A 20,224-nucleotide genomic window follows, 5' to 3' on the forward strand; every position below is an offset into this window, starting at 1 on the left:
TTCGATTCTTTGCCCGGGCCCCAGGAAGGGCGCCCGCAGCCGGAACCTGGTGCCATGGAACGGGGGACACCTGACGAAGGGACCACCCGGTCATGGCAGCCGCACCGTCCCCGGCCGCGTGCCTGCGCTCCGTGCGCGCCGTGGTCTTCGACACGGACGGGGTGATCACCGACTCCGCCCCGTTGCACGCCGCGGCCTGGAAGGAGGCCTTCGACGCCTGCCTGTCGTCCCACGGGGGCCAGCGCCCCTTCGACGAGGAGGACGACTACCGGCGCCATGTCGACGGCCGGTCGCGGAAGGACGGCGCGGCGGCCTTCCTCGCGTCGCGCGGGCTGGACCTCCCCGAGGGCGGCCCCGACGACCCACCGGGCACGACGACGGTGTGGGCGGTCGCGGCACGCAAGGACGAGGTGTTCACAAAAAGCCTGCGCGCCACCCCGGTCGCCGTCTGGCCGGGTACGGTCCGCCTCCTGCACGTGCTGTGCGAGGAACGGGTGCCGTGCGCCGCCGCCTCCGCTTCCCGGCACGCGACGGAGCTGCTGTCCGGAGCCGGACTCCTGGACCTGTTCGAAGCCGTGGTCGACGGCAACGAGGCGCACCGGCTGGGACTGCCCGGCAAGCCGGATCCCGCCCTGTTCGTGGAGGCGGCCCGGCGGCTGCGGACCCCCGTGGAGGACACCGCCGTCGTGGAGGACGCCCTGGCGGGGGTGGCGGCGGGCCGCCGCGGCGGCTTCGGACTGGTTGTCGGCGTCGACCGTACGGACACCCCCGCGGGAGCTGCCGACCTGCGCCGTCACGGCGCCGACATCGTGGTTCCCGATCCCGGGGACCTGCTGATCGGCGGGGACGGCTGATGGCGACGGCCTGGACCTGGTCGTACGAGGGGTACGAGCCGTCGAAGGAACGTCTGCGCGAGGCGCTGTGCACCCTGGGCAACGGCTACTTCGCCACCCGGGGAGCCGCGTCCGAGACCCGCGCGGGCGGGCCGCACTACCCGGGCACCTATGTGGCGGGCTGCTACAACCGCCTGACCTCGGCGGTCCAGGACCGGCAGGTCGAGAACGAGGACATGGTCAACCTCCCGGACTGGCTGCCGCTGCGCTACCGCATCCGACCGGCGGGAGCGCCTCCCGGCCCGTGGCTGTCCCCCGACCATCCGTACCTCGTGGACCACCGGCAGTCGCTCGACCTGCGCGGCGGGACCCTGACCCGCCGGTCCGTCTACGAGGACGGGGCGGGCCGCCGGCTGACCGTGGAGCAGGAGCGACTTGTGCACATGGGCGATCCCCATCTCGCCGCGCTGCACACGGTGTTCACCGCCGACGGCTGGGCGGGCGAGGTGGAGGTGGAGTCCGCGATCGACGGGGACGTACGCAACGCCGGGGTGGCGCGCTACCGGGACCTCGCGGACCGCCATCTGACCGGTTGGGAGACCGGTACGGAACCGGGCTCCACGGTCTGGCTGCGTTGCCGCACGGTGGAATCGGACATCACGGTCGCCCTCGCCGCCCGCGTCGTGGTCGCGAGCGGCCCCGGGGCGGGCGGCGAGGCGGCGGCGGGGAGGAACCACCGGGTCACGCCCCGGCAGACGCCGCGCTCCGTCCAGCAGAACCTCGTGCTCCCGCTGGACCGCCCGGACGCCGGTGCCGCCGTGGACAAGACGGTCGCCCTGTACACCTCCCGCGACCCGGCGATCGGCAGCCCCCGGCAGGCCGCCGTGTCCGCGGTCCGTCGCGCCCCGGCCTACCCTGGACTGCTCGCCTCGCACCGCCGGGCCTGGGCCGACCTGTGGCAGCAGGTCAGGCTGGAGGTACCGGGCGAGCCGGGCCGCATCCTGCGGCTGCACCTCTTCCACGTGCTGCAGACCCTTTCCCCGCACACCGCCGAACTCGACGTCGGGGTACCGGCCAGAGGACTGCACGGCGAGGCGTACCGGGGCCATGTCTTCTGGGACGAGCTCTTCGTCCTCCCGTTCCTGAACCTCCATCTCCCGGAGATCTCCCGGGGGTTGCTCGACTACCGCTACCGGCGGCTGCCCGCGGCCTGCCGTGCGGCGCGCGGGGCGGGCAGGGCAGGTGCGATGTACCCGTGGCAGAGCGCCGACGAGGGGCGCGAGGAGACCCAGGAGCTGCACCTCAACCCGCGCTCGGGCCGGTGGCTGCCCGACCGTTCGCGGCTGCAGCACCACGTCGGCTCGGCGGTCGCGTACAACGTGTGGCAGTACTGCCAGGCCACCGGTGACACGGAGTACCTGTACTCCAAGGGCGCGGAGATGATCCTGCAGATCGCCCGCTTCTGGGCCGACAGCGCCACATGGGACGACGGCCTGCGGCGGTACCGGATCCGAGGCGTCGTCGGACCCGACGAGTACCACGACGCCTACCCCGATGCGATGACGGCGGGGCTCGACGACAACACCTACACGAACGTGACGGCGGCCTGGGTCCTGACCCGGGCGGGCGAACTCTGCCGCGACCTGCCCGACATCAGATGCCGGCAGCTCCTCGACCGCATCGGGCTCGACCCCGCCGAGCCGGCGCGCTGGGACGACATCTCCCGCCGGCTGTACGTGCCGTACCACCGGGGCGTCATCAGCCAGTTCGCCGGGTACGGCGACCTGGCCGAACTTGACTGGGACGGCTACCGGAAGCGGTACGGGGACATCCGGCGGCTCGACCGGATCATGGAGGCGGAGGACGACACCGTCAACCGCTACCAGGCGTCCAAGCAGGCCGACGTCCTGATGCTCGGCTACCTCTTCTCCCCCCAGGAGCTCGCCACCCTGTTCCGGCGGCTCGGTCACGAACTCGACGACGACACCTGGCGGACCACGGTCGACTACTACGTGGCTCGCACCAGCCACGGCTCCACCCTCAGCTCCCTCGTCCACGCCTGGGTGCTCGCCAGGGTGCACCGCGAGGACGCGTGGGCGCACTGCGAGGAGGCGCTCACCGGCGACGTGGCCGACATCCAGGACGGCACGACGGAGGAGGGCATCCACCTGGGGGCGATGGCCGGCACCCTCGACTTCGTCCAGCGCGGCATGACGGGTCTGGAGACCCGGGAGGACGCGCTGTGGCTGAGCCCGGCCACGCTCCCCCAGCTCTCGAAGTTCCGTGTACGCCTGCGCTTCCGCCGGCACTGGGACGTGGACCTGCGCATCGGCGCCGAGCGCCTCGGGATCGCCGTGCCCGACGACGGCCCGCCGGGGGTGCGGGTCGTCCTGGGCGGGCACACCCACGTGATCGCCCCCGGCACGGCGCGGTGGCTCGACCTTCCCGAAGGGTGACCCCGGGGGACTGCCCGCGTCAGGACGGCCGCGAGGACACCAGCACGCCGATCTTGTCGATGCGGTGCTCCGGATTGTTGTTGGCGTCGCGCCAGTGGTTACCCGCCGCGTCGTCCTCCGGCGTGGCACAGGTGGAGAGGGTGATCATCGCCCGGGACGGCTTCTCACCCGGCTCGCCCGGGACCTCGGCCCGCTGCTCGGCGAGGGAGCGCTCGGACCGGAACGAGGTCTCCCGGGTCCCGGTGATCCGGTACTCGTACATCGTGCCGTCCGCCGTGACGAGCACCACGTCCCCCCTGTCCAGGGACGGGAGGTCGCGCAGCGGCCCGCCCGCGGAGAGCCGGTGGGCCGTCACCAGGTAGTTCCCGATCTCGCCGGGACCGACGCCGCCCTCCTCGCCGTACGGACTCGCGGCGACACCGCGGTCCTGGACGCGGGTCCCCGCCCGGTCGTCCGTCGTCCCCTCGTACGGGACCACGCGCAGGTCCGTGAGGCCGATCGACGCGATGGTGAGCCTCGCTGTCACGGTGCGCGGGTCGGTCCGGTCGGCGGGTGGCTGCGCGGGCGGGGCGGCGGGTCCGGGGGCCGCCGCCCCGCCGGCGACGGGGGCTTCGGCCGGGCGTGACTCGGCCGCCACCGCCGCGCAGCCGGCGGCGAGGACGACGGCTGCCGCGACCGCGACCGCCCGGGGGGCTCTTCGGAGTCCGTGGAGAGGATGCATGGGGGACCCGGATTCGGTAGCCGGTGTGGGCGGGGGAGCGTGCCCGCAGGTGCGGGCCCGCCTCCTTCCAGTACAACACCGGCCGTCCTCACACGCCCGGGTCCGGTGCGTGGAGCAGCTCGCGCACCTCCTCGGCGGTGGTCTCCCGCAGCTCCTCCCCGACGAGCAGCCAGCGGGTGATGCCGACCGACTCCAGGAAGGCAAGGTCGTGGCCGGCGATGACGAGCGCACCCTCGTAGGCGTCGAGTGCGCCCGCCAGCTGCCGGACACTCGCCAGGTCCAGGTTGTTGGTCGGCTCGTCCATCATCAGGAGCTGCGGGGCCGGTGCGGCGAGCATCGTCGCCGCGAGGGCCGCCCGGAAGCGCTCACCGCCCGAGAGGGTGCCCGCGAGCTGTTCGGCACGCGCCCCCTTGAACAGGAACCGGGCGAGCTGGGAGCGGATGTGGTTGTCGGTGACCCCCGGCGCCGTGCGGGCCACGTTCGCCGCGACGCTCAGACCCTCGTCCAGCACATCCAGCCGCTGCGGCAGGAAGCGCAGCGGTACGAAGGTCCTGGCCTCGCCGGACAGCGGCGCGAGCTCCCCGGTGAGGGTGCGCAGCAGCGTCGTCTTGCCGGCGCCGTTGCGTCCCACCAGCGCGATGCGTTCGGGCCCCCGGACGTCGAGCTCCCCGTCGCGGAGCGCGCCGAAGCGGGGGCGCAGCCCGCGCAGGCTCAGGACGGTGCGGCCCGCGGGCACGGCGGTGCGGGGGAGGTCCACCCGGATCTCGGCGTCGTCGCGGATCGCGTCCGAGGCCTCGTCGAGCCGCTCCCGTGCCTCCTGGAGCCGCTCCTCGTGCAGCCCGCGCAGCTTGCCCGCCGACTCCTGTGACGACCTCTTGTGCGCGCCGGCCACGATCCTCGGGGCACGCCGCTGGGCGTCCATCTTCTTGTTGTGCCGCTGCCGGCGGTCCACCTTGATCTGGGTCTCCTCCAGCTCGCGCTTCTGACGCCGTACGTCGGACCCGGCGGCCCGCAGCACGCGCCCCGCCGCCTCCTGCCGGGTGGCCAGCGCCTCCTCGTACGCCGACCAGCCGCCGCCGTACCAGCTCACCGATCCGGAGCGCAGCTCGGCGATGCGGTCGACCCGTTCCAGCAGGTCACGGTCGTGGCTGACCACGACGAGCACACCGGAGCGCCAGGACTCGACGGCCTCGTACAGCCGGCGGCGCGCGCACACGTCGAGGTTGTTGGTCGGCTCGTCGAGCAGCAGCACGTCCGGGCGCTCCAGCAGCAGTGCGGCCAGGCGCAGCAGGACGGTCTCACCGCCGGACAGCTGTCCGACGGTGCGGTCCAGGCCGATGCCGCCGAGGCCGAGCGACCCCAGGGTCGCCAGGGCCCGCTCCTCGACGTCCCAGTCGTCGCCGATCGTCTCGAAGTGCTCCTCGGCGACGTCCCCCGCCTCGATGGCGCGCAGCGCCGCGCGCCGCCCGGCGATGCCGAGCGCCGCCTCGACGCGGAGTCCCGTGTCGAGGGTGAGGTTCTGCGGGAGGTAGGCGAGGCTGCCGCCGACGGTCACCGACCCGTGGGAGGGCCGCAGCCGGCCGGCGAGGAGGCGCAGCAGGGTGGACTTGCCGGATCCGTTGGTGCCGACGAGGCCGGTGCGGCCCCGGCCGATGCCGAGCGAGAGCCCGTCGAAGACCCCGGTGCCGTCCGGCCACCGGAAGGACAGGGCGGAGCAGGTCAGGGAGGCCGGGGGCGTGAGGGGGTGTGACATGGGTGATCCTCGCAGTCGCAAGCGTGTGAACAGGGGCTTCGTATGCGAGCACCACGCGGCGACCCGGGCCGGGGGAGAAAGGGACGCGGTCCTCCGGGGGCGGGGGACGGCTCATGCGCCGAGGTCGCATCCACGCGGGGTCACGGGGCGGCAGGAAAGCCGACGGGGCGTGACGGGCTACGGCGGGAGCCGTACCGCGCGATGATCGCGGACCTCAGATGCGCAACGTCCACCTCTATCGGAGACGACAGGACTCAAAAACTCTACAGCGGAGGGTCGCTCGGTTCCGGGGATTTACGAGCGGCTCCTGGCCGGTCCGCGTACCTTCCGGTCCCGGCGGGCGGTGGCCCTGCCGGGACGGGAGAGCCGGCTGTCGGACGGTGGTGCGGACCCGTCGAGCCCGGAGGGATCACTTCCCGGGTTCACGGTGTGGTCGGCCCGGAGGCCGGTCCTCGCCCGGGCTCCCCCGCGATCACCGGTCAGTGCAGGGTCTTCAGCATCTCCGCGCCGAACGGCGTGATGCTCCTGGTGTCGCCGCGCAGGGTCTTCGCCGCCCACTCGGGGTCGGCGATCAGCGCACGGCCGACGGCGACCATGTCGAACTCGTCCTTCTCGATCCGGTCCAGCAGCTGGTCGATGCCGGTGACCGCCGAGCTGTTGCCCTGGAAGGCGCCGAAGAAGTCGCCGTCCAGGCCGACGGAGCCGACGGTGACCGTCGGCCTGCCGCTGATCTTCTTCACCCATCCGGCGAGGTTCAGGTCCGAGCCCTCGAACTCCGGCAGCCAGTAGCGGCGGGTGGACGCGTGGAACACATCGACTCCGGCCTCGGCCAGCGGTGTGAGCAGGGAGTCCAGTTCCCCGGGGGTCCGCGCGAGCTTCGCCTCGTAGGCGTCCTGCTTCCACTGGGACATGCGGAAGAACAGGGGGAACGCGTCGGACACGGCCGCGCGGCAGGCCGCCACGATCTCGGCCGCGAAACGGGTGCGTGCGACGAGGTCGCCGCCGTAGGCGTCGGTACGGCGGTTGCTGCCGGCCCACAGGAACTGGTCGATCAAGTAGCCGTGGGCACCGTGCAGTTCGACACCGTCGAAGCCGAGACGCTCGGCGGCCGCCGCCCCGTCGGCGAACGCGCCGATGACATCGTCGAGGTCCTTCTGCGTCATGGCGCGCCCCTTGGGCTCGCCCGCCAGGGACACGCCGGACGGGCCGACGGGCTCCGCGTCCACCACGGGCGGTGCGCCTTCGGCCCGGGTGACGCCCACGTGCCACAGCTGGGGGATGATCGCGCCGCCCGCCCGGTGCACGGAGTCGACGACGTCCGCCCAGCCCGCGAGCGCGTCCTCGCCGTGGAACCGCGGGACCCGGCCGCTGGTCCCCGCGGACTCGTGGTCGATGTAGGTGCCCTCGGTGATGATCAGCCCCACGCCGCCGGCGGCCCGTCGCGTGTAGTAGTCCGCCACGTCCTGACCCGGGACGCCACCGGGGGAGAACCGCCGGGTCATGGGCGCCATGGCGATCCGGTTGCGCGAGGTGAGTCCGCGTACCGAGAACGTGCGCGAGAGGGTTGCTGCGCGGCCGGCGTTCACATCTGTCACGGCATGTCCTGTTCGTTGGCTCGGGATGTCCATCGCTGCCAACATCCGAGCGATCCCACGGCATCCCCGAGCTGGACGCGCTGTGGTCAAGGTCTCTCCGGGCGGCCACCCTCCGGTGCGGGACGGCCCAGGTCCCGGCCGTCCTCGGCGTCACACCCCGGTCCCGAGGGTCCGGGCATGACGCCGGAGATGTCCGTCCGGGTGCATTCCCTGCGGAACACGGCGGGTGAGCGCTTCCCCGGCGGCCCCCTCCGACGGTCCACCTGAGTCCGTCCGGACACGGCGTGGTGGGAGACGTACCAGGAGGCGGACGGGCGCACGCCCGTCACCGCGGCGCCGCTCCCGGCGGTCATCCCCGGCCGGCCGTGATCTCTCCGAGGTCGTCCGTGTAGAGGGACCGCTTGTCGGGGCGGGCGTGGCCGGCCGCACGCCTGAGGGCGGGGACGGCCGGTGCCCCCATCCCGACGAGCCCCGGAACAGGCAGCCGCGGGCGCGGCGCCACGGTCCCGGACGTCTCAGTGCTCCGCCGACCAGGGGCGCGTGCACGACACGCTCTGCTGCCCGTAAGGCGCCATCCGGCGACAGCTTGGCGTCATGGTCATCAGGCCTCTGAGCTGGATATATCAACCTGCTCGCTATCGGTCAGCCCAGTCATGTGCCATGTATTGCGCCTCGCGGGTTGCGGATGGCGCCATAATGGTGCCATCATTGCGCCATGGATCTGACGTCGTACGTCGAAACACTTCGCGGGGGGTCGGCCGCGGCTGCCGAAGGCGTGGGTGACGAGGCCCGCCGGTCCGTCGAGCGGCTGACCGCGCCGCTGGAGCCGGCCACCCGCCCGACCCCGCTCGATGTGCTGTCCGCCGCCATGGGCGAGATCACCCGTGAACTCGCCCATGGCTCGGCCGGCGTACGGCCGCGCGGTCTCGAACCCGACTTCGTGGTGGTGATGCCGCGGCGCGAGGGCCGGAGCGAACGGCTCGGCGCACCGGCGCCCGTGCGAGCCCCGATCCGCGCCGATGCGGATGCGGGCGGCATCGTCCGCGTCCGGGCTCCGGGGCCGTGCGCAATGCGCTGACCGGATTCGGGGGCCCGGAGAAGTCCGAGGGCGCCGTCGAGGTCCGCGCCCGCACGCTCCACGGAAACATCGGCATCCGTCAGCCCCCGCCTGAGATTCCACCGTCCACTCCGTTCCAGCCTTCGATCGGGAGAGTCCCGTGCCTTCAACTGTCATGCCCACACCCAGAAGCGGCGCCCAGGAGCCGCCCGCCGCCGTCTCCGCCGTCGGTCTGCGCAAGTCCTACGGCGACAAGCTCGTCCTCGACGGGATCGACCTGCGCATCCCGGCAGGCACCGTCTTTGCCCTGCTCGGCCCCAACGGCGCCGGCAAGACCACCGTGGTGAAGATCCTCTCCACCCTCATCACCGCCGACGCCGGCTCCGGCGACATCCGCGTCAACGGCCACGACCTGGCCGCCGACCCGCAGGCCGTGCGCGCCGCGATCGGCGTCACCGGGCAGTTCTCCGCCGTCGACGGGCTGATCACCGGTGAGGAGAACATGCTCCTCATGGCGGACCTGCACCATCTCTCCCGCGGCGAGGGGCGGCGGGTCACCGCCGAGCTGCTGGAGCGGTTCGACCTGGTGGACGCTGCGAAGAAGCCCGCCTCCACCTACTCCGGCGGCATGAAGCGACGCCTGGACATCGCCATGACCCTCGTCGGGAACCCGCGGATCATCTTTCTCGACGAGCCGACCACGGGCCTCGACCCGCGCAGCCGCCACACCATGTGGGGGATCATCCGCGAGCTCGTCTCCGACGGCGTCACGGTCTTCCTCACCACGCAGTACCTGGAGGAGGCCGACGAGCTCGCGGACCGCATCGCGGTGCTCAACGACGGCAGGATCGCCGCCGAGGGGAGCGCCGACGAGCTGAAGCGGCTCATCCCCGGCGGACACGTGCGACTCCGCTTCTCCGACCCGGCCGCGTACCGGTCCGCCGCCGACGCCCTGCGCGAGGTGACCCGGGACGACGAGGCGCTGTCCCTGCAGATCCTCAGCGACGGCAGCCAGCGCGAGCTGCGCTCCATCCTCGACTGGCTGGACTCGGCCGGCATCGAGGCGGACGAACTCACCGTGCACACCCCCGACCTCGACGACGTGTTCTTCGCCCTGACCGGCGGAACCGACCGCCCCGACCAGCCCGAGGAGACCGTCCGATGAGCGCCCTTTCCCTTGCCGTCCGCGACTCGACCACGATGCTGCGCCGCAACCTCCTGCACGCGCGGCGCTACCCGTCGCTCACCCTGAACCTGCTGCTCACCCCGGTCATGCTGCTGCTGCTCTTCGTCTACGTCTTCGGCGACGTGATGAGCGCCGGTATCGGCGGCGGCGGCGCGGACCGCTCCGAGTACATCGCCTATATCGTCCCGGGCATCCTGCTGATGACCATCGGCAGTACCGCGATCGGCACCGCGGTGTCCGTCTCCAGCGACATGACCGAGGGCATCATCGCCCGCTTCCGCACGATGGCGATCCATCGCGGCTCGGTACTCATCGGGCACGTCGTGGGCAGCGTGCTGCAGTGCGTGATGAGCGTGATCTTCGTCGGAGCCGTCGCCGTGGCCATCGGCTTCAGGTCCACGGACGCGACCGCTCCGGAGTGGCTGGCGGCGTTCGGGCTGCTCGTGCTCTTCGCCATGGCGCTCACCTGGATCGCGGTCGGCATGGGCCTGATCAGCCCCAACGCCGAGGCCGCCAGCAACAACGCTCTGCCGATGATCATGCTGCCCCTCCTCTCCAGCGCCTTCATCCCGGTCGACACGATGCCGGGCTGGTTCCAGCCGATCGCCGAGTACCAGCCCTTCACCCCGGCCATCGAGACGCTGCGCGGGCTGCTGCTCGGCAGCGAGATCGGCCACAACGGCTGGCTGGCGGTCGCCTGGTGCCTCGGGCTCGCGGTGCTCGGGTACTTCTGGTCGACCTCGAAGTTCGGCGGCGACCCGAAGTAGCCGCCGTCCCGGCAGCCGGCCGCGCCTCACCCCAGCTCGATCCGAAGCCTCGATCCGACAGAGCCCCAGGCCACCGGCCTGGGGCTCTGCGCTGGAGCTGTCGAGCCGGTGCGGAGGATCGAGCAACTCACGCTCCAGCGGGCGAATCACGGGTGTTCCTGCGTGGTCGACGCCGACCCCGGCCGGGGTGGGCTCCGGTGCCGGTTTCGGTGCTCGCGATGCCGAAACCGGCGACCGGGCCCTGCTCCTCGTGGTGCCAGGGCGGCGATACCCGCTGCCCCTGCCCGCTACTTGGGCATCAGGACGGTGTCGATGAGCTCCACCGTCGCGTTCGCCGTCGGGATGTTGCCGCAGACGATCTTCGCGGAATCGTTCACCTTGAAGGAGTCACCCGACCCCGAGGTGGTGAGGTTGCTCCCCTCCAAGGTCTTGAAGTCGCCGTCCGCGAGCTCGTTCTGGGTGATCTTCTGGCCGACCACGTGGTACGTGAGGACCTTGGTCAGCTGGGCCTTGTCGGCCAGCAGGGAGTCGAGGTCCGCCTTCGGGATCTTCTCGAACGCGGCGTTGGTCGGGGCGAACACCGTGATGTCCTTGGAGTTGTTCAGGGTGTCAACCAGATCGGCAGCCTTCACCGCGGCGGCGAGCGTCGACAGTTCGGGGTTCTTGGAGGCCGCGGTTGCCACCGGGTCGTCGGACATGTCGTCGAGGCCGCCTGTGCCTTCCTTCGGTACGGACGAGCAGCCCGGGCCGAACGGTTGCGAGCCGCTGTCGGCGGACGCGGTCGGCGCGGCGATTCCCAGTGCTACGGGAAAGACCACTGCCGCTGAGGCGGCGAGGACTGAGCGGCGGATTCGAGTGATGTTCATGCTTCGTCTCCTCCGGGGAGGGCTCTGCCTGGACTGGTCCGGTACCCGTTCGGTGAAGGGTCGGTCCGACCGGTACCGCAGGCCCCGCGAGCACACGCCGTGCGTATCCCGCAGGCCCGTCATCCAGCGTCACACGGATGCTTCGTTCCCGCTCAGGGAGCCGCTCGGGTTGCGCATACGCGGAGTCTCGCCCCCGTCACCGCGGCCGACCGTCGCCTGTCCCTCGTTCGGTACGCGTGCGCCGCAGAAGCCGGTGTCCGGGGTGCTGACCTGCTGTCAGCTCCTGTTCGGGCAGGACCGGATGAGGGGGCAGTCCGATCCTGCGCGCGCTTCGCACCCGGCCGGCGCGGCTGGACAATCGCCTCGTCGAGACCACCGGACCAACGGCCCCGCCACGCCGATACCGCGGCGGTTCCGTGATGTCACCTGGACGGTGGTGGGGTCCGTCATCCGGGTACCCCATTCGTGGCGAGGGACAGCTTCCCCGGGTCGCTTGAGCGCCGCATTCGAGTGAATGTTCATATAGTCAATTGTGTGCAATGAAGATTATTTTCTGTGTCAGCCTGACGGATTCGCGGTGACGGTGAACGGCTTCCTCCGAGGCGTGGCGGATTCTGAATAACCTGTAGCGACAAACGTGAAGGCTTCCCGGGCGATTTGGTAGGCCCCGGTATGCCGTGGATCCCTCCCATAGGAAATGGCCTCTCGATGAAGCTGAAGATTCCCCAACTGGCTCGCCGTCGTGCTTTGTCCGGCTGGCTCGCCTCGGGCCTCGCCGCAACCATTGCCGGCGTCATGGTCGCGGTGACGCCGACCCAGGCCCTTGCCATCGCAACCCCCGTGCCGCTGGGTACGGCCGCCTCCTTCTCCGTGCTGGCAGGTTCGGAGATCACCAATACCGGGCCCTCGGTCATCAGCCAGGACCTCGGTGTGAGCCCGGGGACGGCCATCACGGGCTTCCCGCCCGGGCAGGTGCTCGGCGCCGTGCACTCCGCGGACGCCGTGGCACTGCAGGCGAAGAGCGACTTGGTCGTGGCGTACAACAACGCGGCGAGCCAGGCCACGGATTTCGCGCTTCCGGCGGGCATCGGCAACGGTGACACGCTGCTGCCGGGCGTTCACACCGCCGTCTCGGGCGTGGGCCTGACAGGCGACCTGGTCCTGGACGCCGGGGGAGACCCCAACGCGGTCTGGGTGTTCCAGATCCCCGAAGCCCTCACCACGGCATCGTCCAGCCGGGTGCTCCTCACGAACGGCGCCTCCGCCTGCAACGTGTACTGGCAGATCGGTAGCTCGGCCACGCTCGGCACGACCTCCACCTTCGTCGGCACGATCATGGCTCTGACCTCGATCAGCGTGACGACGGGGACGAACATCCAGGGCCGTGCGCTGGCCCGTAACGGTGCCGTGACCCTCGACACCAACCGGATCTTCCCCGGTACGTGCGCGCCCACGACCACCGGCGGAACCACGACCGGAACCACGACCGGAACCACGACCGGTACCACCACGGGCACCACCACGGGTGTGCTGGGCGGTGTCCTCGGCGGGGTCTCGACCGGGGGCGGCCTCCTCGGCGGGTCGATCGCGGGCACGGTGACCGGCGGTACGTCCGGCAACATCTCCGGCAACACGTCCGGGAACGTCGCGGGCAACACGACCGGAGCCGTGACCGCGGGGAATGTCACTGGTGGTAATGGTGGCCAGCCCGGCGGACCCGGCGGCGGACCCGGCCACGGCGGACCCGGCCACGGCGAAGGACCTGGCGAAGGGCCCGGCCACGGCGGACCGGGCCACGGTGGACCGGGACATGGCGAAGGACCGGGCCACGGAGGCGGTCCTGACCATGGGCACGAGGGCAAGCCGGGCCACGGTCCCGAGGGCAAGCCCGGGCACGGTCCCGAGGGCAAGCCGGGCCACGGTCCCGAGGGCAAGCCGGGCCACGGTCCCGAGGGCAAGCCGGAGCACGGCGACAAGCCCGGCGAGCACCACGGCTACGGGGACAAGCCTGACGAGCAGGGCAACCCCGAAGCCCACGCGGGCTAGGTCTCGGAAACGCACCGAGGCTGCTCACGGAATGACGTGATGGTGGAATGAAAGCCTGACGGCATGCGGCGGAATCCGAATTCTGCCGCATGCCGTCAGTGCCATTCCCGGCAATGGCATGGACGCGAGAGTTGACATGAGAAGAACTGGGTGGGCGGTGTCGGGCGGAATGCAGACGGTGGACACGGAACAGGTGCAACGGTCCGATATCGGCCCGCCCGGCGACGTCCATGAGGGAGAGGCCGTGCTCCGCGACCGTTCCGGGGGAGCGCGGGTCCTGCACGCGGGTCTGTCCCTCATCGTGCTCATGTGTATGGCGACAGCCCTGACGCATGTCGCCATGGTCTTCCTCCACGTGGCACCCGCGAACCCCATCTCGAAGCGGTACAGCCCTCAGGTGAATGCGTGGGTGTACCCCCTGTTCGAGCAGAACTGGCGTTTGTTCGCCCCGGATCCTGACTCCGCCAACCGGCGCATTCTGGCAAGAACCTCACATACGGCCCCCGACGGATCGGTCCGGGTGAGTGGCTGGTTCGACCTGGCGGCCGTGGATTCCTCGGCAGTCGAGCACAACGCATTTCCGAGCCACACGACGCAGAACCTGTTGCGTCGTGCCTGGACCACCTACGTCGAACTGCACGGCGGAGACGACGAGGCGCGCTCGGAACGCGCCGTGATGATGCAGCAGTACCTGCGCAACATCGCCTCCGACCGCTTCGCCGACCACAACGGCGGCACGTTCGAGTTCGTACAGCTTCGTGTCGAAACGCTGCCGATCGCCGCGCCCGGCACAGCGGCTGCCGACCGTCCGCCCGTCCCGGTCGAGAACCGGCTCCTGCCCTGGTGGAAGGTGACCCCCCATGGGAACTGAGCAGATCCCCCCGCTCCCGTCCCCGGCCGTGGACCAGGAACGGCCGGCGGGACAGAAGACCGTGGATGCCGGGCCGGGCCGGTGGCTGTCCTGCCGAGCCGGCGCGCTCTGGGCACGTGTGACGGAACGGCCGGTGTCCTTGTACGCGGCCGCGGTTCTGCGCATCGGGTACGGACTGCTGTACCTCGCCTTCCTCGTGCGCGAGTTCCCGCACCGTGACGAGATCTGGGGACCCGGCTCGCCGTGGACACCCGAGCTGGCGGGACAGCTCTTCGACCAGTCGGGCTGGAACAGCGTCCTGACCCTGTCCGACAGCCGTCTCTACTTCGAACTCTGCTACGGGGCCGCCCTCCTGACGTCGGCACTCTTCATGCTGGGCTGGCGGACCCGCGTCCTGTCCGTCCTCTTCGCCGTGGTGGTGATCTCGTTCCACGCGAGAGCGATCTTCATGACGGACGGGGGAGACAACCTCATCCTGCTGATGGCCGTCTACCTCGTCTTCACCGCCTGCGGTCGACGCTGGTCGCTGGACGCGCGCAGAACCCGACGAGCCGCCGCGCGACCGGGCGCGTCGGCACGCGTGAGAAGCCGGGGGCCACGACCGTGGGGAGACGCACGAGTCACGTTGACGACGGTGACGCACAACTGCGCCCTCTTCGTCATCGCGGCGCAGGTCTGTCTGCTCTACGGAGCAGCCGGCCTGTACAAGGTGCAGGGCGCTTCCTGGGGCGGGGGCACCGCTCTCCACTACGTGCTGAACCTCGATCTCTTCCAGCCCTGGCCGGCGCTTTCGCATCTGGTGGACCAGTACCCGACCGTGATCGCGATCGCCAGCTACCTCACGGTGCTGCTGCAGGTCGCGTTCCCGTTCGTGCTGTTCGGCAGGCTGAAGTACCCGGTTCTGGGGATGCTGCTGGGCATGCACATCGGCATCGCGGTGCTCATGGGGCTCCCCCTCTTCTCCGGGGCCATGATCATTGCGGACGCCGCGTTCCTCCCTGACCGCTTCTACGAATTCCTGGCCCGTACGGTCCGGAGAATGGCCGGACGAACGGGTCTGCGACGGCCGGCTCCCCCGGGAGGGGCAGGGGTGCGGTCGGTTCCTCCCCAGCTCAGGGGTGGCCTGCCCGGCGCCGGGCAGCCTGCCGACGCGTGCAGTGACCGGTTGGCGCCCGACCCGCGCTGAGAGCGTCCCGGCCACTTCTGGCACCGCAGTCGACGGCTTCCCCGCCACCGGTGTGAGCGAGCGGAACGAGCCCTTTGCCGGATCACCTCCTCCCCTGCCCGGCAGGAGGTGATGTCCGTGGGGACCCGCGGTGGTGGCCGATCTCGGTGCACGGGTTCATCAGGCGCACCGCATCCGCTCCGAAGGGCCTCCGGTGCGCGGGGGGAGCCCTGGGTTCCGGGTACTCAGAAGGCGTACCGGATGCGCAGCCACGGTGCGTGGGTCGTGATCAGCTCCCGCAGGCGGACGAGGGCCTGGTGCTTGACCTCGCGGGCGTAGCGGATGTTGCGGGCGCCGTTCTCCGATCGTTTCGTCTCCTGCGCGGCCGGCTGCCACAGGACCTCCTCGGCCCGGGGGTGCCAGCCCAGGTTGACCTCGTGGAGCCGCTGGTTGTGGGTCAGCATGATGATCTCGGCGGCCGCCTGCTCCTTCACCCGGTCGGGGAGGACGTCGTCGAGCTGGACGAGCAGGTCGGCCCAGTCCCGCTGCCATCCGGGGCGCAGCACGACGGGGGAGAGGTTGAAGTGGACCTCGTACCCCGCGTCGAGGAAGTCGGCCGCCGCGGCGATGCGCTCCGCGACCGGGCTGGTGCGGAGGTCCAGCAGGCGTGAGTCGTCCGCGGGCATCACCGAGAAGCGCACCCGGGTGCGGCCCCGCGGGTCCAGCGTGAGCAGGTCAGGGTTGACGAACTTGGTGGCGAACGACGCCTTTGCGGTGGGCAGTCCGCGGAACGCGGCGATGAGGTCTGCCGTGTTGTCGCAGATCAGGGCGTCGACGGAGCAGTCGCCGTTCTCGCCCACGTCGTACACCCAGGACCGCGGGTCGCACTGGTTGGGCTCCGGTTTGGGGCCCTGCGCCCGGACGTGGCGCCGTACGTGGGCGATGATCGCCTCGATGTTGGTGAACAGCGTGATCGGGTTGGCGTAGCCCTTGCGGCGTGGGACGTAGCAGTAGGCGCAGGCCATGGCGCAGCCGTTGGAGGCGCCGGGGGCGATCCAGTCGGCCGACCTGCCGTTGGGGCGCGTGACGAGGCTCTTCCTGACACCCAGGACCAGGGTCTCGGTCTTGATACGGGTCCAGCGGGCGATGTTGCCGTCGTTGCCGTGGAGGGACGGAATGCGCCAGTGGCCGGCCACCTCGGTGACGGGCACTCCGGGCAGCCTCGCCAGGATCTGTCGGCCACGCGGGGAAGCGAGCGCGGCCGGTTCCGCGTACACCTCCCGTACGTTCAGCATCCGCCTGGCCCGTGGACCGTCCCGGAAGCCGCCACCGTCCCGCGGAGCGGCGGGCGCGGTGTCCTCCCAGCCGAAGAGAGCCTGCTGCTCGGGCCCCTCGGGGGCGGATCCGCCCGGAAGCTGGTTCACGGCACTGCTCCTGGTCCTGTGACGATCCGGACGCCCGGGCACGTGGGTACCGGTGGCCCGGCCGGTCCGCCGGGGACGGACCCGGCCCTGCGGGGGAGGCGGCGAGGTCGTGGCAGAAGGCGGGGGCGGACCCCCGGCCGGTCGCACGACACCCGGTGCTGCGGGTGCCGCGCGTCGGGAGCCGTCGTCGGCAACGGTACTCCGTCGCGCCGGCCGGGCGGAGTGTCGGCGGGCGGAGACCGGTGAAGGCTGGCAGCATCGGCCGAGCGGTCGTCCGGCCCGTCACCGCGTGGCACCGCGCGACGCGCCGGCCACTTCCCGGCGACCGGTCTTCGACGTGCCCCGCCCGGTCACGGCGCCGCCTCGGTGCCGCACCCGCGAACCGGACGTGAGAGGCGGTACTCCATGGCGCCACGCCCCCACTGGCTGTTCGGGGACCAGCTCGGTCCGCACTTCCTCGATCCGCGCCGCGATGGCCCCGACGCACAGGCGCCGGTGGTCATGATCGAGGCGCGCTCGGTCCTGCGCCGACGCCGTTTCCACCGTGCCAAGGCCCATCTGATCCTTTCGGCGATGCGGCACCGTGCCGCCGAACTCGGCGACCGGGTCACCTATGTCCGGGCCGAGACCTACGCGGAAGGCCTGGAGCGGGCCCTCGGGTCACGGGCAGTGCGTCGGCCGGACACCCATGAGCGGGGAGCGAGCCCCTCACGGGAGCGCGGCGGCGCCGGTGGCCGGCTGACGGTCCGCCACCCCACCTCGCGCCGGGCGCTGGACTTCGTCGGTGGGCTGGAGGACGTGGAGATCCTGCCGGCGAAGGGCTTCATGGTGAGCCACGACGACTTCGCCGAGTGGGCGGGCCGAAGCAAGGGACAGGCCCTGCGGCTGGAGGGCTTCTACCGCTGGGTGCGAGGGCGGCACGACCTGCTCATGAACGGCGACGACCCGGCCGGTGGTCAGTGGAACCTCGATCACGAGAACCGCGAACGCCCGCCGCGCGGGCAGGACACCCTCGGCGTCCGGGCCCCGTGGCAGCCGAGCGAGGACGAGATCGACGAGGAGGTCCGCCGCGACCTCGACCGCTGGGAGCGCGACGGCGACGTCTCCTTCGTCGGCGTCGACGGGCCCAGGCGCTTCCCCGCCACCCGGCGCGAGGCGCTGTCCGCGCTGCGGCACTTCGTCTCCCACCGCCTTCCGGACTTCGGCCGCTACGAGGACGCCATGCTCGCGGCCGACCCGGTGATGAGTCACAGCCTCCTCTCCGCACCACTGAACCTCGGTCTCCTGGACCCGGCCGAATGTGTGGAGCGCGCCGAGCGGGCGTACCGGGCCGGCGACGCGCCCCTCAACAGCGTCGAGGGCTTCGTCCGGCAGATCGCCGGCTGGCGCGAGTACGTCTGGCATCTGTACTGGCACTTCGGCGAGGACTACCGACACCGCAACGCACTGCACCACACCACCCCCCTGCCGGACTGGTTCCTCGACCTGGACGCCGACGCGGTCACCGCCAACTGCCTGTCCACGGTTCTCGCCCAGGTACGGAACACCGGCTGGACCCACCACATCCCCCGCCTGATGGTGCTCGGCAGCCGCGCCCTCCAGGACGGCTGGGACCCGGCGGCCGTCACCGACTGGTTCCACCGCTGCTTCGTGGACGGTTACGACTGGGTCATGCTCCCCAATGTCGTCGGAATGTCCCAGTACGCCGACGGCGGCATGATGACGACCAAGCCCTACACCTCCGGCGGCGCCTACATCAACAAGATGAGCGACCTGTGCGGCCCCTGCGCCTACCGCCCCAGCCACCGCACCGGTGAGGGCGCCTGCCCCTACACCGCCGGCTACTGGGCCTTCCTCCACCGCCACCGCGCCCGCCTCGCCGCCAACCACCGGACCGCCCGCGCCGTGCAGGGCCTCGACCGGCTCGAGGACCTGCCGGAGCTCCTCGAAGCGACGGCACAGCGGGGCGGCTCACCGCCCTGATGATCTTCTACGGACGCGCACTCAGTGCTGTGATTCGCTGTCCGTTCCGGAGGCAGGAGATCTCGGGAACGAACGGCTCCTCCGGCAGTCGAGAACGCTCTGAACTGGTCTAATGCCCCTGGAGCGGCCGCTCGGCGCCCGCGCTGCCGGTGCGATCAGTGAGCACTCGACTCGGACGGCCACGATCAGTCCGGAGTCCGCCACGTCAGGTGCTGCGCGGATCCACCGTGGACCTCGGTGGTCCGTCCGCCTGCGGACGCACGCGAAGCCGGGCCGCAGCGGCCGGAGAGGTGCTGGGCAGGCCCGCGTGCGACCGGCGTCGTGGGCTGCTCCCTGCGTGAGCGTGTCGGTACGACTTATATGGGCCGTCCAGGGTGTTCTGGCTGGAGGACCCGTCCGTGCCGGGGGCTGTGTCGAAGCATCTGAGGACCCGCTCCCCTCCTGGGTGCGGGCCGTTGACCGAGCGGAGTTCCTCTCATGCGTACTCGTGTTGCAGCCATCGCCGTCGCGGTGGTCGCTGCGTCCCTGATCGCTCCTGCCTTCGCGGCGGCCGACGCCGGTGAACCCGAGCCGTTCTCGCCCCGTGGCCGTGTGGCCGGCAACGGGCTGGTCGGTGTCGGGCTGACCTCGACCCAGCGCCTGGTCGGCTTCCACGTCACGAATCCGGGCGACACCTGGTCGTTCGGCCGGATCGCTGGACTGAAGGGCGACAAGAAGCTCGTCGGGATCGACTTCCGCGTCCAGAACGGCAAGCTGTACGGCGTCGGTGACAAGGGCGGCGTCTACACCGTGAACAGCGACGCCGAGGCGGCCAAGGTGTCGCAGCTCACCGTCGCCCTCGCCGGTGCGCACTTCGGCGTCGACTTCAACCCCGCCGCCAACCGCTTGCGCGTCATCAGCGACACCGGCCAGAACCTGCGCCACAACATCGACGACCCGGCCGCCCCGCGCACCACGACCGTCGACGGCACGCTCACCAACCCGACCATGCCCCCGTCGACCGCCCTCGGCGTCACCGGCGCCGCCTACACCAACAACGACCTCGACGCGAGGACGGCCACCACCCTGTTCGACATCGACACCGTGAACGACCGCGTCTCGCTCCAGTCCCCGGCGAACTCCGGCACCCTCGCGCCCACGGGCACCCTCGGTGTGAACGTGGGCCCGTCCGCCGGGTTCGACATCTACTACCGGACCTCCGACGGCTCCAACCGCGGATATGCGGCTCTGTCCATCGGAGGCGAGCAGCGGTTCTTCCAGGTGAACGTCCTCGACGGCGAGACCGACCTCCTGGGCTCGTTCCCGGTGGGACGCCAGGTCGTCGACGTCGCGCTCCCCCTGAACCAGAACTGAGGGACAGCGACCAGGCCGGCGGGGGGGGGGGCGGGCCCCCCCCCCCCCCCCCCCCCCCCCCCGCCACAACCCACCCCCCCCCAGGGGGGGCGCGCCGGCCCCGGGGCGGGGGCGCGGCCGGGGGGGCCCGCCGGGCGCGCCCCCGCCC

14 protein-coding genes and 1 pseudogene are annotated in these 20,224 nt (G+C 71.4%); 10 read left to right on the forward strand and 5 right to left on the reverse strand.

Going from position 1 to position 20,224, the window contains the following annotated elements; translation table 11 throughout:
- Positions 1 to 92 precede the first annotated feature (92 nt).
- Together AB0F38_RS23675 and AB0F38_RS23680 are read left to right on the forward strand one after the other, a co-directional pair.
- The gene (locus AB0F38_RS23675; protein WP_361896767.1) at positions 93 to 854 is read left to right on the forward strand and encodes an HAD-IA family hydrolase; all 762 of its coding nucleotides are present in this window, start codon (positions 93 to 95) and stop codon (positions 852 to 854) included.
- Complete coding sequence (locus AB0F38_RS23680) at positions 854 to 3,289, forward strand: glycosyl hydrolase family 65 protein (RefSeq protein ID WP_361896770.1); 2,436 nt, start codon at positions 854 to 856, stop codon at positions 3,287 to 3,289. The genes AB0F38_RS23675 and AB0F38_RS23680 overlap by 1 nt, the downstream gene beginning before the upstream one ends.
- Positions 3,290 to 3,308: 19 nt before the next feature.
- Here the strand turns inward: AB0F38_RS23680 and AB0F38_RS23685 are convergent, their stop codons facing one another.
- From AB0F38_RS23685 to AB0F38_RS23695, 3 genes are all read right to left on the reverse strand, one after another.
- The gene (locus AB0F38_RS23685) at positions 3,309 to 4,010 is read right to left on the reverse strand and encodes a sortase (protein ID WP_361896773.1); all 702 of its coding nucleotides are present in this window, start codon (positions 4,008 to 4,010) and stop codon (positions 3,309 to 3,311) included.
- An 88-nt stretch (positions 4,011 to 4,098) separates the two neighbouring features.
- Positions 4,099 to 5,763, reverse strand: coding sequence for an ATP-binding cassette domain-containing protein (locus tag AB0F38_RS23690; RefSeq protein WP_361896776.1), 1,665 nt, complete (start codon positions 5,761 to 5,763; stop codon positions 4,099 to 4,101).
- 479 nt (positions 5,764 to 6,242) lie between these two features.
- Positions 6,243 to 7,358, reverse strand: a complete 1,116-nt coding sequence (locus tag AB0F38_RS23695; RefSeq protein ID WP_361896779.1) for an NADH:flavin oxidoreductase — start codon at positions 7,356 to 7,358, stop codon at positions 6,243 to 6,245.
- 715 nt (positions 7,359 to 8,073) lie between these two features.
- Between AB0F38_RS23695 and AB0F38_RS23700 the strand changes: the two are divergent.
- The 3 genes and pseudogenes from AB0F38_RS23700 to AB0F38_RS23710 all read left to right on the forward strand — a co-directional run.
- A pseudogene (locus tag AB0F38_RS23700) lies at positions 8,074 to 8,406 on the forward strand (hypothetical protein); the annotation flags it as partial.
- A gap of 184 nt (positions 8,407 to 8,590) precedes the next feature.
- Positions 8,591 to 9,580: an ATP-binding cassette domain-containing protein gene (locus AB0F38_RS23705; RefSeq protein ID WP_361896782.1), complete on the forward strand. Its 990-nt coding sequence runs from the start codon at positions 8,591 to 8,593 to the stop codon at positions 9,578 to 9,580.
- A complete protein-coding gene (locus AB0F38_RS23710; protein ID WP_361896785.1) occupies positions 9,577 to 10,368 on the forward strand; it encodes an ABC transporter permease in 792 nt (263 codons plus the stop codon). Before AB0F38_RS23705 ends, AB0F38_RS23710 begins: the two co-directional genes overlap by 4 nt.
- Before the next feature lie 287 nt (positions 10,369 to 10,655).
- Here the strand turns inward: AB0F38_RS23710 and AB0F38_RS23715 are convergent, their stop codons facing one another.
- Positions 10,656 to 11,234 (reverse strand): fasciclin domain-containing protein, encoded by a 579-nt coding sequence (locus AB0F38_RS23715; RefSeq protein WP_361896788.1) that lies wholly within the window; start codon positions 11,232 to 11,234, stop codon positions 10,656 to 10,658.
- Positions 11,235 to 11,942: 708 nt separating this feature from the next.
- Here AB0F38_RS23715 and AB0F38_RS23720 point away from each other — a divergent pair.
- The 3 genes from AB0F38_RS23720 (at position 11,943) to AB0F38_RS23730 (ending at position 15,337) form a co-directional block, all read left to right on the forward strand.
- Positions 11,943 to 13,280 carry an ice-binding family protein gene (locus AB0F38_RS23720; protein WP_361896790.1) on the forward strand — a complete coding sequence of 446 codons (1,338 nt, stop codon included), beginning with the start codon at positions 11,943 to 11,945 and terminating at the stop codon, positions 13,278 to 13,280.
- A 313-nt stretch (positions 13,281 to 13,593) separates the two neighbouring features.
- Complete coding sequence (locus AB0F38_RS23725; protein WP_361896793.1) at positions 13,594 to 14,151, forward strand: DUF5819 family protein; 558 nt, start codon at positions 13,594 to 13,596, stop codon at positions 14,149 to 14,151.
- Positions 14,141 to 15,337 (forward strand): HTTM domain-containing protein, encoded by a 1,197-nt coding sequence (locus AB0F38_RS23730; RefSeq protein ID WP_361896795.1) that lies wholly within the window; start codon positions 14,141 to 14,143, stop codon positions 15,335 to 15,337. Before AB0F38_RS23725 ends, AB0F38_RS23730 begins: the two co-directional genes overlap by 11 nt.
- A gap of 224 nt (positions 15,338 to 15,561) precedes the next feature.
- On the opposite strand, the gene AB0F38_RS23735 is transcribed toward AB0F38_RS23730, so the two are convergent.
- Positions 15,562 to 16,740, reverse strand: a complete 1,179-nt coding sequence (locus AB0F38_RS23735) for a spore photoproduct lyase family protein (RefSeq protein ID WP_361896798.1) — start codon at positions 16,738 to 16,740, stop codon at positions 15,562 to 15,564.
- 405 nt (positions 16,741 to 17,145) lie between these two features.
- Here AB0F38_RS23735 and AB0F38_RS23740 point away from each other — a divergent pair, with 405 nt between their 5' ends.
- Both AB0F38_RS23740 and AB0F38_RS23745 read left to right on the forward strand, forming a co-directional pair.
- A complete protein-coding gene (locus AB0F38_RS23740) occupies positions 17,146 to 18,723 on the forward strand; it encodes a cryptochrome/photolyase family protein (protein ID WP_361896801.1) in 1,578 nt (525 codons plus the stop codon).
- 477 nt (positions 18,724 to 19,200) lie between these two features.
- On the forward strand, positions 19,201 to 20,076 hold the full coding sequence (locus AB0F38_RS23745) for a DUF4394 domain-containing protein (RefSeq protein ID WP_361896804.1): 876 nt from the start codon (positions 19,201 to 19,203) through the stop codon (positions 20,074 to 20,076).
- Positions 20,077 to 20,224 lie beyond the last annotated feature (148 nt).

Source organism: Streptomyces sp. NPDC025273 (genome assembly GCF_040638585.1).
GTDB classification, from domain to species: Bacteria; Actinomycetota; Actinomycetes; order Streptomycetales; family Streptomycetaceae; genus Streptomyces; species Streptomyces cinereorectus.